Source organism: Pelagicoccus enzymogenes, assembly GCF_014803405.1.
Taxonomy (GTDB): domain Bacteria; phylum Verrucomicrobiota; class Verrucomicrobiia; order Opitutales; family Opitutaceae; genus Pelagicoccus; species Pelagicoccus enzymogenes.
Genome location: NZ_JACYFG010000013.1, coordinates 115,867 through 130,636 on the forward strand (window position 1 = coordinate 115,867; position 14,770 = coordinate 130,636).

Annotated in this window: 14 protein-coding genes; 7 read left to right on the forward strand and 7 right to left on the reverse strand. The window is 56.2% G+C overall.

Annotated features, from left to right (window positions below; translation table 11 throughout):
* Positions 1–48: 48 nt before the first annotated feature.
* Positions 49–966, reverse strand: a complete 918-nt coding sequence (locus IEN85_RS09600) for an aldo/keto reductase (RefSeq protein ID WP_191616873.1) — start codon at positions 964–966, stop codon at positions 49–51.
* Positions 967–1,132: 166 nt separating this feature from the next.
* Here IEN85_RS09600 and IEN85_RS09605 point away from each other — a divergent pair, with 166 nt between their 5' ends.
* Positions 1,133–2,413: a hypothetical protein gene (locus IEN85_RS09605; protein ID WP_191616874.1), complete on the forward strand. Its 1,281-nt coding sequence runs from the start codon at positions 1,133–1,135 to the stop codon at positions 2,411–2,413.
* 85 nt (positions 2,414–2,498) lie between these two features.
* Positions 2,499–2,933, forward strand: coding sequence for a YchJ family protein (locus IEN85_RS09610; protein WP_191616875.1), 435 nt, complete (start codon positions 2,499–2,501; stop codon positions 2,931–2,933).
* 76 nt (positions 2,934–3,009) lie between these two features.
* Here IEN85_RS09610 and IEN85_RS09615 read toward each other — a convergent pair whose 3' ends face one another.
* The 4 genes from IEN85_RS09615 to IEN85_RS09630 all read right to left on the reverse strand — a co-directional run bounded on the left by IEN85_RS09615 (position 3,010) and on the right by IEN85_RS09630 (position 7,490).
* On the reverse strand, positions 3,010–3,444 hold the full coding sequence (locus IEN85_RS09615; protein WP_191616876.1) for a PGPGW domain-containing protein: 435 nt from the start codon (positions 3,442–3,444) through the stop codon (positions 3,010–3,012).
* A complete protein-coding gene (locus tag IEN85_RS09620; RefSeq protein ID WP_191616877.1) occupies positions 3,441–5,552 on the reverse strand; it encodes a DUF455 family protein in 2,112 nt (703 codons plus the stop codon). Before IEN85_RS09620 ends, IEN85_RS09615 begins: the two co-directional genes overlap by 4 nt.
* 5 nt (positions 5,553–5,557) lie before the next feature.
* Positions 5,558–6,655 (reverse strand): lactonase family protein, encoded by a 1,098-nt coding sequence (locus IEN85_RS09625; protein WP_318186602.1) that lies wholly within the window; start codon positions 6,653–6,655, stop codon positions 5,558–5,560.
* A gap of 112 nt (positions 6,656–6,767) precedes the next feature.
* The gene (locus IEN85_RS09630) at positions 6,768–7,490 is read right to left on the reverse strand and encodes a hypothetical protein (protein WP_224772541.1); all 723 of its coding nucleotides are present in this window, start codon (positions 7,488–7,490) and stop codon (positions 6,768–6,770) included.
* Between the two features lie 707 nt (positions 7,491–8,197).
* Here IEN85_RS09630 and IEN85_RS09635 point away from each other — a divergent pair.
* Genes IEN85_RS09635 through IEN85_RS09650 form a run of 4 tightly spaced genes read left to right on the forward strand, consistent with a single transcriptional unit; the run spans position 8,198 to position 11,627 of the window.
* Positions 8,198–9,415 (forward strand): NnrS family protein, encoded by a 1,218-nt coding sequence (locus tag IEN85_RS09635; RefSeq protein WP_191616879.1) that lies wholly within the window; start codon positions 8,198–8,200, stop codon positions 9,413–9,415.
* A 4-nt stretch (positions 9,416–9,419) separates the two neighbouring features.
* Positions 9,420–10,235, forward strand: coding sequence for a formylglycine-generating enzyme family protein (locus IEN85_RS09640; RefSeq protein WP_224772542.1), 816 nt, complete (start codon positions 9,420–9,422; stop codon positions 10,233–10,235).
* Positions 10,232–10,885, forward strand: a complete 654-nt coding sequence (locus tag IEN85_RS09645; RefSeq protein WP_191616880.1) for an SCO family protein — start codon at positions 10,232–10,234, stop codon at positions 10,883–10,885. Before IEN85_RS09640 ends, IEN85_RS09645 begins: the two co-directional genes overlap by 4 nt.
* A 4-nt stretch (positions 10,886–10,889) precedes the next feature.
* Positions 10,890–11,627: a Crp/Fnr family transcriptional regulator gene (locus IEN85_RS09650; protein WP_191616881.1), complete on the forward strand. Its 738-nt coding sequence runs from the start codon at positions 10,890–10,892 to the stop codon at positions 11,625–11,627.
* 280 nt (positions 11,628–11,907) lie between these two features.
* Here the strand turns inward: IEN85_RS09650 and nirK are convergent, their stop codons facing one another.
* Positions 11,908–13,257, reverse strand: coding sequence for a copper-containing nitrite reductase (gene nirK, locus IEN85_RS09655; protein ID WP_343222481.1), 1,350 nt, complete (start codon positions 13,255–13,257; stop codon positions 11,908–11,910).
* 288 nt (positions 13,258–13,545) lie between these two features.
* On the opposite strand from nirK, the gene IEN85_RS09660 reads away from it, so the two are divergent.
* A complete protein-coding gene (locus IEN85_RS09660) occupies positions 13,546–13,989 on the forward strand; it encodes an RrF2 family transcriptional regulator (protein WP_191616883.1) in 444 nt (147 codons plus the stop codon).
* On the opposite strand, the gene IEN85_RS09665 is transcribed toward IEN85_RS09660, so the two are convergent.
* The gene (locus tag IEN85_RS09665; RefSeq protein ID WP_224772543.1) at positions 13,986–14,759 is read right to left on the reverse strand and encodes an anaerobic ribonucleoside-triphosphate reductase activating protein; all 774 of its coding nucleotides are present in this window, start codon (positions 14,757–14,759) and stop codon (positions 13,986–13,988) included. The genes IEN85_RS09660 and IEN85_RS09665 overlap by 4 nt on opposite strands.
* Between the last annotated feature and the right edge of the window lie 11 nt (positions 14,760–14,770).

Below are 14,770 nucleotides of genomic sequence, written 5' to 3' on the forward strand. Positions count from 1 at the left end.
GTTACGTTGGCGAGAGGCGCCCCCCAGAACAAGGCCCGACTCCCCCGCTCAAGGTACCGGTTCGCCGTTGCGCGCCTCGAGCAGCTGGTACCAATCCTCTCGCTCGTAATTTATTTCCAAGGACTGTCTCGCCGCTCTAATCCTTTCCGGCGTGGTCGATCCAACGATGGGAACGATTCCTGAAGGGTGCCGCAGTATCCAAGCCAGCATGACAATCCAGTTTTCGACTCCGTACTTCTCAGCTTGTCGATCGAACTCCGCCTCGATGCGCGCCTCGTCCTCCGGCGTGAAAGTGTTTCCCCATGCAGGATAAGCAACTCCGCCAATGGGGCACCAAGCCTGCGGCGTGATTCCGCGCTCCTGGCATTGGTCCAAGGTTCCGTCCATCAGCGCATCCACATTATGGATATTGATCTCCACCTGGTTCACGATCAACGGCAGCTCGCAACGAGATTGCAAGAGGCTCAACTGCGAAGGCTTGAAATTGCTCACTCCGCAGTGGCGAACCTTGCCAGATGAAACCAGCTCCTGCAGGGCGTCAGCCGTTTCGTCGGGATCGAAAAGGTAGTCGGGTCGATGCAAGAGAAACAGGTCCAGGTAGTCGGTGTTCAGTCGTTTCAGGGATCCCTCAACGCACTCGAGGATGTAGGACTTGGTGAAATCGTAGCGAGCGGGCAGCCCCGGGCTGGGCGTGTCCTTGAAGCGAATGCCGCACTTACTGGTGAGCAGGATACTCTCGCGGGTAATGGCGAGATCCTTCATCGCCTCCGCGAAGAGTTCCTCGCAAAGGCCGCCGCCGTAGATGTCCGCATGGTCGAAGTGGTTGTAGCCCGCTTCGTAGGCCGCCAAGATCGCCTCCTTTCCCCGTTTGCGCGCATCCGAAGAGTTGTCGCCGGAAATTCGCATGCATCCGTACACGAGCGGGGTTGAATGGAGTGAACTGTTCCCGAGCTTTACTGTTTTCATAGGGGTGATTGAGATCAATTCAAAGAGCGGCAAGCGCACCCGCAAGTCGAACCGTTTTTCCCATGTCGCTTCTCGAATCGACTCGCACAGAAGAGCCGCGTAATTCGACGTTTTTCGCGCAACCTCCATACCCATAACAGTGTAGCACGCGAGACAGCATCCAGCCATGTACCGAACAATCCACTTGCTTTGCTCCTTCTCTACCGCTTTGGCGCTCGCCTTTTCCAGCGTGCTCTCCGCCAAACCGAAAAATAGCGATCTCGTATTCGAGGACTTCTACGAGCTCGAGCCCTTCCAAGTGGTGGGCGACGAAATCCCCATAACTGTCTTTGCCCGATCCGGCGGAGATCGCCGCTACGCCACCCAGTTCGCCCACAAAGTCGTGGAGGTAGCCTACGACACCCTAGAAAAGTCGCCCGGTCCCGGGCTCGTGATCATCGGCAAATCCGGCGAACCACACCCCATCACCCTTCTGGAGAGCTTTATGGCCAAAGCCAAGCGGGACGGAGCCCCCGTCGAGCTACGTCAAATCGCAAACGAGCTGGAGGAATCCGTATCCAAATGGCGGGAGAAAATCGACTTCGACATGGGTGACGACGAGGGCGAGGAGGAAATGCCCATCGATATCAACAAGCTGATTGACGCCTTCCCTATCCCATTGCCCCACATGGCGGCCCAACTTTACTTGCTCGCTTGGGAACTTGATTTCGACCCCGAGCGTTTCGACTTGCGTCTCTCCGAGCTGACCGCCGACGAACTCAAGCAACAGAACTTCCACGAGTTTCGCTGGATCTTCTACCTTCCCCCCAAGAACACCTTGAACAAAGTCCTCAAGGAGGTGCTGCCACTTGCCTTCGACGCTGGAGACCTCGGACCCGTTAAGCGGGCTTTGGCCCGCGCGGCCATCGCCACCTTCAAGCCGCTCATCAAGGACGCAGTAGAGGGATTGCGCAAAGGAGTGCTGTACTGGTCAGTTCTTTCCGCCAACGAGGCCTCCTTCAACGAGGGCGACATCGAACTGCTCGCCAGCAAGTACATCGAATCGCAAATGCCGCGCGGAAAGATCCTCGGCAGCGACAAGACCGAACGCGGCATCGAGTGGACACGCGATCAAAAGGCGAAGAACAGAGAATATGCCAAGGACCCCTTCGTCGTTCTCGAGCCTGCCACGAGCTTTGACCCCGAAAAATTCGCTCCCTTTTTCGGACGCTACGGCGACGAGGGACATCGCAACAAACGCTTCTTCGAAAAGGACGGCAGCTACTTCTGGCAGGAGGGCGACGACGACCCCATCGAGTACCTGCCAGCTGGCGGACTGTTTTTCGTTTCCTCCCAAAGGGACATCACCTTGCAGTTCATCCCTGGAGAGACTTCCAGCTACTCAAAAGTCGAATTACGCAAGGGGCGCTTCCGACACACTTTCAACCGTCTCTTCGAAACAGAATGATCCAAGCGAAGCGGGAGGCAGAAGCTCAGTCTCCTTCCCCACTTCGAGCTTCCCTTCCGCTCCGCTTGCCCTCATTTCCCAAGTGATGAGTGAGAATCGGTACGAATTCAGGGAACGTCGCGAAAACTCCCCTTGCCCCTGCGGCAGCGGACATCCCTACGGCAGCTGCTGCCGCCCCTTCCACCACGGCCAAGCCAAGCCCGAAACCGCGGAGCAGCTCATGCGCTCCCGCTACAGCGCCTACTACTATCGCCGCGTCGCCTACCTCGTCGAAACCACTCACCCCGATACGCGCGACCCACAGCTCCAAAACGAACTGCAAGACGGCATCAACGACGTAAACTGGAGTTCCCTCACCATCCTCAATACCAGCCGCGGCGGCAAGGAGGACAAAACGGGAAAAGTGGAATTCATCGCCGAGTACTTCGCCAACGGCCGCCCCTACGAGCTGCACGAGCTCTCTCGATTCAAGCGCCACAAAGGCGCTTGGAAATACCTCGACGGCAAGAGCGACAAGTAGGCTGCGAACCCGCTAGGAAACGCGCAGCCCTGCCCCCACCAAATAGCCTCCTCTTCTCCAAGCTTGAAGATCATGCTTATTCGGGCACTTTCAAGGGTGGCTTCCCTGCTTTCTTCCGTATCCAGTTAATGGAACGATAAACCTTCTCAATCCTTACAATTCTCGCCTGCAACCGCCGCTTCCCCGGAAAGTCGACCAACCCCACTCCCAGAGCGATCGTTAGCAATCCCTGCCCGGGCAGAACCAGCATCGCGATTCCGGCCAGCAACAGGATCCATCCCAGCAGATTTTTGCAGATCCGCCTTACGGCTCGTATAGGTGTCAAACGCCTCGCCCCAGTGCCGACCCGCACGAAAAAATCCGCATCCATCTTCACGACAACGATCGGAACCGCGACCAAGGAGCCAACAAAGGTGAGCACACTTGCAACGGCCGCCCAAATCATCCACTGCGGTTCACGCTCAACCGCTTGGAACAGGCCTTCCCACAGCGATTGCAGTCCCTCCTTCATAAGGCGAGTTCCTTGAACGAGCGACGCACGTGATAAAGCGCCAGAAAGCCCTGCGCCTGCTGCGGGTCGTTCAGAGCGAGCGTTCCTTCTTCAATACGCGGTTTTTTCTCCTCAGAAAGCTTTACCGGGTACGCCGCCGTCTGCCGTTCGCAAAATTCCGACAAGCTTTGTCCCGTTCTCTTTTTTATCTGCGCCTTGCTCACCACTTCAAAAAAGCCAACCGAGGTTGCCGCATTTCGCTGCCCCAGCTCTAAGGCAATCCGCCCCATGGTGTAGCGTAGGTTTATTTCCACTACAGGCTTCAGCATCAACCTGCCATCATAAGAACGGTACACGAACGCATCGATGCCCAACGGCCCCTCGTAGCCAGCAGCCGCTAGCTCTTTCTCCAGTTCCGGCAAAACAAAACTCTCGTACCAATGGTATAGGCGCGGGCGCCCTTGCACCCGTTGCATCAGGAATTTCACGAGCTCGGAATCGAGGCCTTGGCAAAAACCGTTCGTAACGATACCTCGAAATTGCCCCCGAGCATTGTTGAGCAAGCGCGTGTAACCGAGAGCTCGCAAACCTCCCTTGCCCATTTCTAACTGAATCGAAAAGTCGAATACACGGTCCAACCAAGGCTCTACCAAAACTCCCCCCTGTTCCTCGAAGGTTTGCTCGCACCAACGCGTTAATCGTTCGTCAATCAATTCGTCGGCCTCCAGTCGACGCATGCCATTAGCCGCCGTGCCAAAAGGAGCCTTCAATGCCAGAGAGCTGCAGCCCGCACTGCGAAAGCCCTCACATATCCGTTGCAGCCCCTGCGCGTTTTCCGCAAGCTTCGCGAATGCCGATGTTGGGGCGAGCCACTCCTCATGCGGGATGTGATCAAGCAAGGACTTCGCCCAAGCTGCCGCCCACGCTTTAGAATGCAGCGCGCGTATTCCCTCGTTCCAAAACGTATCCGGTTTTTTAGAGCGCGTGAGTTTGCTAAAGTTTTCCTCAAAAAAAAGCACGCTATCGGGCGACCAGGCCCACGGTCGCAGTCCCCTGAGCTTCCGATCTAAACTTGGAGCCGAAACCTCTTCCTCGCTTTCGTAAGTTTTAAGCTCCGGCAGTTCTAGGCCAGCCGCTTTGAGTTCGCCCAAAAAAGCTGAAGTAGGCATTCGAGGTAGCAGCAAAATGTCGTCTCGCTTGGCAACAAAAGCTGGCAACAAAGCCAGGTCCTTCTGCACGGGAAAGGTTCCTGCATCCACTCCTTCACTCGAATTCCTTGCAGCAAATCGCTCCGCGTCTGGATTGAACCAATACACGTAGGGAGTACGTCCGCGCGACTGGCTGAAAACCTCGAGGTCCTTTATGAAGGATGCGTCGAGCCCCGCCTCCGACCGCCCCTCGCGGTTAAAGAAATTCCCTTTCGCTCGCGCAGGAGAAAGCGGAAAGACCAGGCGCTCCCGAAAGGCTTCCCAATCCGTTTTGCCTTCCGCTTTCCAGCGTCGGAACCATTTCAATCCAAATCCAACATGATCTATCTCATCCCGATAGATCTTGTCCAAAATCCCCGCGGTGGATCGATCACCCACCGATGCGAAGATCTTACCGTATTCGCGTGAGTAGTCCAAATTCGCCTGCTCGAAGGTGAGAGAAAGGCGAGTCACGTAATCTAGCGGATCTTCCATCGAGGAAACGCTGCGCCAAAAGTAGTCGCTCAGAGGCAGCTCGCCGAACTCCACCCCGCACTGCTTCATGCGGTGCATGTAGAGTTGCGTATGCATCTGCTCGTCTTTCAGCGTTTCCAGCAAGCCCCGGCGAAAGCTGGCAGGGGCTTCCGGAAACTTGAGGATTGCCAGTGCCATCAACTCAGTCGCGAGCAACTCATGGTTGCCAAAAAAGTGCAGCAGACGTCCGCGCTCCCTTTCGTCAATCAACTTCGATTGGGCTGGATGGCCCGCCTTGACCCCCTCCTCGCGCAGCACGAGGTGCTTGGGCCGCGAGAGCTGTTTCGGAGTCTTTATGGGATCGCTCCGTTTCGTATCCAATATTTCCTCACGCGGAAAGCTCAGCTTTTCCTCCATGCTCGTGCCAAACAAAACTTGCTTGGCAAAGTCTTCTAGCTGTATCGCCATATAAACTATATTCGATCCCAAGCCCGAACGCAAACCGGCGACTGCAACTCGATTCGCGATTCCGTCGGACTCAGTTCACCGGAGCCCGGATCGATTTCAAAGACCCGCAGTTCGTGCGATCGTTGCCCCGCCACGATTAGCCACTTTCCGCTGGCGCTGACCGTGAAGTTCCGCGGCCAATGCACCCGGGCATCCTTGCGCTCCACCAGGCTCAACAAGCCCGTTTGGGGATCCACCGAATAGGTTACGATTAGATCCAAGCCACGCACCGCAGTGTAAACATAGCGCCCATTAGGGTGGACCTGAATTTCCGACAAGCTGATCTGCTTGTCTGGAAAGGGATCCTCCACCGTCGAAATGTACTGCAAGGGGCTGAAACGCCCACTCTGCTCGTCATAGAAAAAGGTATTAACGTCCAAGTTTAGTTCGCCGCTCACGTAGGCTGTGTTGGAACCGGGAACCAAAGCCATGTGACGCGGCCCCGTTCCCGCCGGAAATTTGACCTTGTGCAAAAGCTGGACCGAATTTGCGGTCTTTCCCACCCCGTACGTCCAAATCTCGTCCGTGCCCAAGTCCACCGAATGCAGCAGGCTGTCTTTCTTCGCAAAGGTAACCCAGTGCGGCCGAGCCTGAGTTTGCGGACGCTCCGGACCGCTGCCGGATTGAACCAAACGAGTCCAGCGGTCCGAAATCGCACCATCCGCCTCCAACTCCAACACATAGTTCACCCCTTCCCCATAGTGAGCGCCCGCCAACAAGCGACCGTTCTCGCTGACCGACAAATGGGCATTGCCCGATGAAACCCGTTGCACGCTCTGGAGCTGCAACCTCCCCGCATCGCCACTCGGCACCAAGGAGGCGTAGCCCGCCCCCGAATCGTCCCGGTAGCTTGCGTAAAGTACATCCAGATGGGGATGAATCGCCAAAAAGCTGCCCGAGTCGAAAGCAGCGGCTAACTCCGGAACCGACAATTCGCCTGACTGTTCGTTAAGCTCGCTGCGGTAAACACCGCCCTCGGCTGCGATCCACAAGGTCTCAGCCTTCAACGCAGTCGAAGAGACCAAGACTGAAACTGTAAATAAAAACGGGGAAAGGTACTTCACATCACCAACCTGTAAGAAAGCGCCGCCCCGTAAAGCCGCATCTTCACCCAATTCGGCGAACCCAGGCGCGCCTTTCCAGCCGCTGCCCCTACTCAGCCCCTCATTTTGAAATCTAGCTTATCAATAGAAGCCGAGGAGCGTCGCCTTCGCGAGTCGTAGGGGCACGGTGAATACACGGAGGCACAGGACTATCCGGGCACTGTGTCGCGATCCGCCACAGATTGCCAAAGCCGAACGAATACGGTTTCCCTCCCTCTCGCGCCGCATAGTGCAGGTCGTAGAAACGCTCTCTTAAGAAGGCTGCGAACCCCTCGTCATCCGGACCTCCATATTCCTGCAGCAGCTTACTCCGAATGCCCGGGTCATCCACGTAGCGAACGGCCTCCGCATTGCGAATTCCCTCCGAGCAAGCAACCGTGTAGTTGCACAAAAAAGTGTCCGTTGCTACCGTGGCGCTATCCGCATGGAAATCATACACGTCTACCGGCACCAACTCGCCAGCGTTGCTCCGCGAATAGGCAGGAATACAATCCAAACTCGGCTGCAGGCCCGCGCCGCGCATCATTCGCAAGTCGTCGATCAGTCGTTGACGGGCCACCTCACCGTCAGGCTTCAATTCCAAGGACATCAAATCGTCCTCCTCGAGAGCGGTGATTTCATCCAGAGGACCAATCGCGCTCACGATTTGATCGAAATCCCCCGACAGGCTCCGCTGCCAGCAAATCGCATTTACGCGGCCCGCAAACTCCGCGTTCAGAAGCTCCTCGAAGCTCGCCACAATGCGTACGCAATCCAAATCCGCCGTTGAGGTTTCCATTTTTTCGGGGGTGCTCATTCCCAAGCACATGTTCAAGCCCGCTTACTTTGCAAGAATCAGAGATTGCGAACTAGGGCGGTACACCGCGAAAGGACAGAAAAGCTCACTCTCAACACCGGCAGTCCGGCAAGGATTGAATTGATGCGATCAAACCGTTTTCCGACAGTCGCCACCTATCTTGAAGTGGCAGCCTCGCAGGGACTCGAACCCCGACAGAAGGAACCAGAAACCTTATTTTTAGACCTATATCAACGACTTACACTGTAAATGTGTGTAAATGTGTGAATCAAAAGATTTAAAATTCCATCCAAATTACGCACGCACAATCCTTCAACGGTACCTACAGTTTAATCGACGTTGCCCGAAATGTACAAGAGCATGAGTCGAGCATCGAAGACTCTTCTCGGGAAGCCTAGCGAAACTTGCACCCTCAATCTATGGGGCTTAAGAGACCAAAGCCTCGCCCCCTATCGCTGCGCTGGTTTGTGAAAAATTTGATGTGCACTGCACTTCGGATTGCGGAGCGATAGGCCCTAGGAGTAATCCGCTTCCATCTGACTCTGAAGCAACGTCCTCGAACTAAAATTAGACAATTTAACGTGACTGCCTTGATTCGCCCTTCCCGAGGTTCCTGGCTTCAAACGACTAATTAACTACCAATAACTCTTTTTTTCTTTTAATTTGGATGTTTTTGTCCATTTTAAGGTTTCAAGGAGACAAACCTCATGGAAAACAGCCAGTGCCCAGCGAACCTAACAAAACCTCGCTTCTGCGAATTGGCCGTCGCGGAGCCATTCCGCATCTTCTTTCCCCTCGGGATGGCGCAGGGAATCGCAGGCGTCGCCTTGTGGCCGCTCTACCAAATTGGCCTTATCCGCTTTTATCCGCTCGACGCCCACATTCGGCTGATGAGCTACGGATTTCTGGGAAGCTTCGTGCTCGGTTTCCTCCTTACCGCCGGCCCTCGCCTTCTGTCGTGCCCCAGCCCTACCAAGCTCCTCGTCCATCTTCAGCTTGGATTAAGCCTAGCGACCGCACTTGCCTCTCTCCTAAACAACGTCATTGCCGACACGGCGTTTCTTCTGCAACTCGGGTCGCTCTTCGCCTTCGCGGGCTACGGTTTCGCAAAGCGCCAAGACCTCCCGCCTCCCGGATTCCTCCTCGGCCTCGCCGGCTTGCTCAGCGCCTTCGTTGGAGCCACCTGCCTTCTTCAACTCTCCCACGGAAACGGTGGAGCGACGAGCTATACCCTTTCTCGAGTCCTCTTGTTCCAAGCCTTTCCCGCCTTGCCCATCATTGGTATTGGGGCTTTCTTTTTCCCAAAACTCATTGGATCGCCCAATCCCCAGAACTTCCCGGAAAACCCGCTGCCCAGCATTCCCTGGTTGAAACGCTCCGCCTGGGCCGCAGCCACCATACTCCTTTTCCTCGCTACCATCCCCCTAGAGCTCAAGGGCCACGCCAGCGCAGCCTACGCCATTCGCGCCCTCGCTTGCGGACTGTACGTCGCCTTTGAAACGCCCTTGCTCAAGCGTTCAAAGTCCCCAACCAGCCAACGCCTCCACCTAGTCCTTTGCTGCGCCTCGCTCGTCGCCAGCTTACTTGTCATCGCCCTTTACCCGCACCTCCGGGTTGCCGCCTTGCATATCTTCTTCATCGTGGGCCTTACCGGTTCAATCCTACTCGTATCTTGCCGCGTCATCTTCGGACACAGCGGCAGCTTCAAGCATGCTCGCCGCAGCGCGAAACCGCTTCTGATCGGTATCGCTATACTCCTCGGCGGAGCAGCCAGCCGTTTGCTCATGGACATCAGTCCCGCTTGGCGAACGGGTGAGCAATACGCAGCGGCGGCTCTCTGGTTGTCCGTCGCCCTCTCATGGATCTTCCTGGTCGCCCCCAAATCTGCGACTCCCGATCCCGACGACACACCCTGCAGCCACTAAGCCAATGAAAGCTCTCGTACTAATCTTTGGATACATGGTAACCATCGCAGCGACCTTTGCCTCGCCGCCGGTAGACTCAACGCCCATGCGTCTCATCCCCAAGGGGCAATACGAACCCCTCTTCACTTCGCCCGACCAGCCGAAACGACAGAACGTCGCCAGCTTCGAGCTCGACGAGCACCCCGTATCGAACCGCCAGTTTCTCGCGTTCGTTACCGAGAATCCCCGCTGGCAACGCTCGCGCGTTTCACCTCTTTTCGCCGACGAGACCTACTTGAACCATTGGGAGAGCGACACACGACTCGGCGCCGCCCTCGAACCCTATGCCGACTATCCTGTCGTAAACATATCCTGGTACGCCGCGCGAGCCTACGCGAGTTGGGCGGGCAAACGCTTGCCCACTCAGGCCGAATGGGAGTACGCAGCCCTCGCGAGCGAATCCTCCGCCAATGGTCGGGAAGATCCCAGCTACCACCAACGCATCCTCGAATGGTACGGACGTCCAAATCTTGGATACGCGGACCAAGCTCCGGGTAGCTTTCGTAACGTCCACGGAATCTATGACCTTCACGGACTCGTCTGGGAATGGGTAGAGGACTTCAATACCTCGCTCACCACCGGCGAATCCCGCGGCGACACCGGACTCGAGCGAAAATTCTTCTGCGGCAGCGCCTCGGTCGGCGCATCCGACTTCAAGGACTACGCCGCTTTCATGCGCTACGGGTTCCGCAGCAGCCTCCAAGCGAAATACTCCGTCAACAATCTTGGCTTCCGTTGCGCCCGCGACTTGCCCGAACCTCTTACCCCCGCCTCGAAATGAAAATCATCGCTCCCGCCACCCTCCTCGTCGTCCTTGCTGCACCCCTCGCGCTCAATGCGAGCTGCCCAATGCATCCCAAAGCACCGCCCGAGCTGCAAGCCGACCATTCATGCTGCCGCATCGCCCAAGAGAAATGGGAAGCAGCACTCGCCAAGATCGCCCCTTCCGAACTTTCCCTCTACCAAGTCACCTCCGAATGGCAGACCCAGAGCGGTAATAAAATCGTCCTAGCCGACCTTGCCGGACACCCTCAATTCGTCGCCCTCGCGTATACGAATTGCCAATACGCCTGCCCGAGGCTCATTGCCGACCTTAAAGCGATCGAATATTCGCTCCCCGCTGACTCCGAGGCAAAGATTCTTATCGTATCCATTGATCCAGCACGCGACACTCCAGAGCGCCTCGCAGCCTACGCGTCTGAACAGGAACTCGACACCTCCCGCTGGACGCTCCTGAACGGCGCTCCTGGCGACGTTCTGGAGCTCGCGAATCTGCTCGGCGTCCGCTACGCGAAGACGCCGACCGGCGACTACACGCACTCCAACATTATCACCCTGCTGAATGCCAAGGGGGAAATCGTGCACCAGCAAAACGGACTCGGTGCTGACAATAAGCCCACCCTCGAAAAACTCGCAAAACTCGACTCCTAACCCAATGCCCGCCCCAACAATCACCTCGCATTCCACAGCCATCGAGGAAAAACCCAGCAATCAGGCCGCCCTGACCGCCATATCGCACAGCCTGCGCCAAACCGAACTCTTCAAACGGCTCGACTCCCCTTCGCTCAGCAAACTCGCGCAGCTCTGCCGCATCGTGAAGCTGCCCAAGAACGGGATCCTGTTCCACGAGGGCGAAGTCGCGCAAGGCTTCTACATCGTCCACACCGGCTCGATATCCCTCAGCCGCATCAGCATCGAAGGGAAGGAGCAGGTCATCAGCCTTTTCCGGCCCCACGACTGCTTCGCGGAAGCGACCCTCTCGACCTTGGAAACCTATCCAGCGACCGCTTCCGCTCTCGAGCCGACCCAGGTTATACTCGTATCCAAAAGGTCCTTTCGTTCCTTCATAGCGGAACGTCCAGACCTGGCCATGAGTATGCTCGCCTCCATGAGCTTACACTTGAAGCATCTCGTGCAGATGATCGAGGACCTCAAGTTTAAGCAAATCGAGTGCCGCCTCGCCAACTGGCTGCTGCGCCAGCTCGAAAGCGAAAGCGACATCGTCAACCTCCCCTTTTCCAAGAAAGTCCTCGCCAGCCGTCTCGGCGTGACCAGCGAAACGCTTTCCCGCGCCTTTGCACGCTTCCGCAAGGAGGGCCTCATAACCGTCAACACCCGCGACATCCTCATCGAGGATCGCGAGGGATTGTCCGCGTACCTAAGAGAGCTTTAAGCGTCGAGAAAGCGCATACTTCGCTTCGCTCGGCAGCGTAGCGGATCTCGCCAGAGATTCGACCGCTCGCGCACCACGCGCCACCAGCGCCCTAATCATCCAATTCGTGGGAGCGTACTTGTCACGCGAATACACAACCTAAATCTCTTTTCAGCAATCAAGCGACAAGGGCACTCCCGCAACCACCAATCCACCGCACTGATTTTCGCACGATAAAGGCGGCCCTCTCGCAAGGGCCGCCTTATGACTTGTTTATCCGTGATATAAATTCGTAGGCTTGTTAGTGAGCGCTCTTGACTTCCATGACATCTGTCGCCGTGACCTCGCCTAGCTTGTTGCCGAAGCTGTTCAACACATAGGTCACCACGCTAGCAACTTGCTGGTCGTTCAAATTGACCGCAGGCATCACTCCATTGTAGCTCTTTCCGTTAACCTCGATGGGACCTTGTAGACCGTTTACCACTACATCGATCACCTTCTTTGGGTCGTTCTTGAAATAGGAGGAGTCAGCTAGAGGAGGAAACGCTCCGGTAATACCAGCACCGCCGGGTTGGTGACAGGCCGCGCAGTTGGAAGCGTAGATCCGCTCTCCCGATTCCATCTTCTCGGCGAAACTCAAGGTGCCTAAAGGAGCAGCTGCCTCAGCGCCAGGGATACTCTGGATACTGCTGCCTTCGGGCAAGTAGATGCCCTCTTCTTCCTTCCCGGAGTAGATGTCCTTGTTCTCTTCTCCGCCGACCTTCAGCATGCCGATAGCTCCCTTGTTGAAGGCGCGGAAGATCGAGTGGTCGACCAGAATATAGGTTCCCGTCGTCTCGAGCTTGAAGTCGACCATCGCCGATCCACCAGCGGGCACCAGCGTCGTTTGCACGTTTTCGTTGATCGTCTTGGTTCCGCCTTCCACGTAAACCTTGTCAAAGATTTCGCCGATGACATGAAAACTGGATACGAGATTCGGTCCGCCATTTCCGACGTAGAGGCGAACGGTCTCGCCCACTTCGGCCGTGATCGCGTTGTCTCCCACCATCGCTCCGACCGAGCCGTTGAACACGACGTAGTCAGGGGTTTCCGTCAGGGCTTTCTCCATGCTGAAGGGCTGCAATCCTTCGTTTCCATAAGCGCCCTTGGTATAAAATTCGCTTTGCATCACATAGTATTCCTTGTCCACCGGAGGCAGACCTTCTTCTGGCTCAACGAGGATCAAGCCATACATGCCGTTTGCGATGTGCATGCCTACCGGAGCCGTAGCGCAGTGGTAAACGTAGAGCCCGGGATTGATGGCTTGAAAAGTGAAGCGAGTCGTCTTCCCCGGCGCCGTGAAGGAGGACGCCGCACCCCCGCCCGGGCCCGTCACCGCATGCAGGTCGATATTGTGCGGCATCTTGCTGGAAGGATGGTTGTTCAAGTGAAACTCCACGAAGTCGCCTTCGCGAACGCGTATAAACATTCCGGGTACTTCTCCCCCGAAGGTCCAAAACGTGTACTCAACCCCATCCGCCAATCGAGCGTTTAGCTCCAGCGTTTCGAGGTTCACCACCACCTTCGCGGGATAGTCGCGCTCGATGGGAGGTGGCACATTGGGAGCATGCGTCAAAACGGCGTTTTCGACAGGAAGTTCGTCTTGGGCCATCACGAGACTAGCGAGAGAGCAAACTCCCGCCGCGACGGCTTTGTTTATGATATGCGATAGTTTCATATGAGGATGGGGTTGGCCGCTATTCCGGCGAGTAACAAAGAATACGACGAAATCTCCGCTCGAGCCTTGATCTAGATCAAAAACCGGAGGGCAAGAGGCTCGCGTCCCTCCCTGAAATGCGATTAATTGCACCCATAATACAGAACGTAAGCGTTTCTTATCGCACGCGTTCGCCTCACAGTTCTCTCCTGTCACGAAGGAACACTTCCTACCTCATGCCCCATGATTAAGTTCGGAAAATTTTCCCAGTACGCCGTCGCCTGCCTCACCTGCCTTGCAGAAGTTTACCACCAAAGGAATTCCAAGCTCAGCTCGTCTGAGATTTCGCGCAGGATTCAGCTTCCCCAGCCAACGGTATCCAAAACCATGAACGCCCTCGTCATAGCCGGATTCGCCCAAAGCGCCCACGGACCTCACGGAGGATTCTCCCTCGCCCGCCATCCAAGCGACATTTGCTTGATAGAAATAGTCCGCATCTTCGAAAAGTGCGACGGGCTGCCCTGTTGCTATAAAAGCCAAAAGCATAGCCACACTTGCCTGCATCCCTTGCACAATTCCCTGAGCGCCATCAGCGAATCGCTCGAATCCCTGTTCAAGGAAAAGACGCTGGAGGCCTTGATCGAATCCAAAACGGCTGCCCTGAAATCCGAGCGAGCCTCTCTCTAGCCAGTCACGTTTACCTCAAGCGGCCTACCACAGGCCAATGCATTCACTTCGGCCTGCGTGAAATTCCGGAAGCGAACCTCGTAGCTCCGATCCAGACACAGGCGAGCCAGCTCAAAACGTCTCCGCATATCCGCCACGTTTCCCAATGTCTTCCCCTGGCGAAACAACTGCAAGTAGAGCGTCTTTCCGAAACTTCGAGATTCCAAGAAATCCATCATCTCGTCCACCGCTTGCTCGTCCACGATGTCGCTGTGGACCGTGGTGCGCAGCTCCCAGTCGATTCCGCTTTCCTGCAGCAACCCGTAGCAAGCTTCCCACTTCGCAAAATCGCCCCAGCCCGTCACCCGCTCGTAGTCTCCCGGCCGCGCCTTGAAATCCATCGCAACATAGTCCACGAGCCCTTCCTTTAAAAGCGTATCCAAACGGTCCGGATAGCCGCCATTCGTATCCACTTTTAGGAGATAGCCCATTGCCTTAACAGCCCGAGCGAGTTCCAACACGGAGGAACTCAGCAGACACTCCCCACCTGAAAGCACCACTCCATCAAGCTGACCTTTCCTTCTCTCAAGAAAGGAAAGCACTCCATCGACCGAAATCCTGCCCCCCCTGCCGAGCGCCAGCTCTGGATTGTGGCAATACGAACAACGCATTTGGCAGCCGCTCAGCCAAAGAATGCAAGCCGAGCGTCCAGGAAAGTCCTGCAGGCTAAACCGAGTTACCGCCGACAAGGGTAAACGTTTCTTCCACGTATCAGTTATATGGACACACATGCTAAATGGGA

What these genes read in the sequence shown, in the direction of transcription:
- IEN85_RS09600 (WP_191616873.1), bottom strand. Translation starts at nt 966, where the DNA reads ATGAAAACAGTAAAGCTCGGGAACAGTTCACTCCATTCAACCCCGCTC.
- IEN85_RS09660 (WP_191616883.1), top strand. Translation starts at nt 13,546, where the DNA reads ATGATTAAGTTCGGAAAATTTTCCCAGTACGCCGTCGCCTGCCTCACC.
- IEN85_RS09610 (WP_191616875.1), top strand. Translation starts at nt 2,499, where the DNA reads ATGAGTGAGAATCGGTACGAATTCAGGGAACGTCGCGAAAACTCCCCT.
- IEN85_RS09630 (WP_224772541.1), bottom strand. Translation starts at nt 7,490, where the DNA reads ATGAGCACCCCCGAAAAAATGGAAACCTCAACGGCGGATTTGGATTGC.
- IEN85_RS09645 (WP_191616880.1), top strand. Translation starts at nt 10,232, where the DNA reads ATGAAAATCATCGCTCCCGCCACCCTCCTCGTCGTCCTTGCTGCACCC.
- IEN85_RS09615 (WP_191616876.1), bottom strand. Translation starts at nt 3,444, where the DNA reads ATGAAGGAGGGACTGCAATCGCTGTGGGAAGGCCTGTTCCAAGCGGTT.
- IEN85_RS09620 (WP_191616877.1), bottom strand. Translation starts at nt 5,552, where the DNA reads ATGGCGATACAGCTAGAAGACTTTGCCAAGCAAGTTTTGTTTGGCACG.
- IEN85_RS09640 (WP_224772542.1), top strand. Translation starts at nt 9,420, where the DNA reads ATGAAAGCTCTCGTACTAATCTTTGGATACATGGTAACCATCGCAGCG.
- IEN85_RS09605 (WP_191616874.1), top strand. Translation starts at nt 1,133, where the DNA reads ATGTACCGAACAATCCACTTGCTTTGCTCCTTCTCTACCGCTTTGGCG.
- IEN85_RS09635 (WP_191616879.1), top strand. Translation starts at nt 8,198, where the DNA reads ATGGAAAACAGCCAGTGCCCAGCGAACCTAACAAAACCTCGCTTCTGC.
- IEN85_RS09665 (WP_224772543.1), bottom strand. Translation starts at nt 14,759, where the DNA reads ATGTGTGTCCATATAACTGATACGTGGAAGAAACGTTTACCCTTGTCG.
- IEN85_RS09650 (WP_191616881.1), top strand. Translation starts at nt 10,890, where the DNA reads ATGCCCGCCCCAACAATCACCTCGCATTCCACAGCCATCGAGGAAAAA.
- nirK (WP_343222481.1), bottom strand. Translation starts at nt 13,257, where the DNA reads ATGGCCCAAGACGAACTTCCTGTCGAAAACGCCGTTTTGACGCATGCT.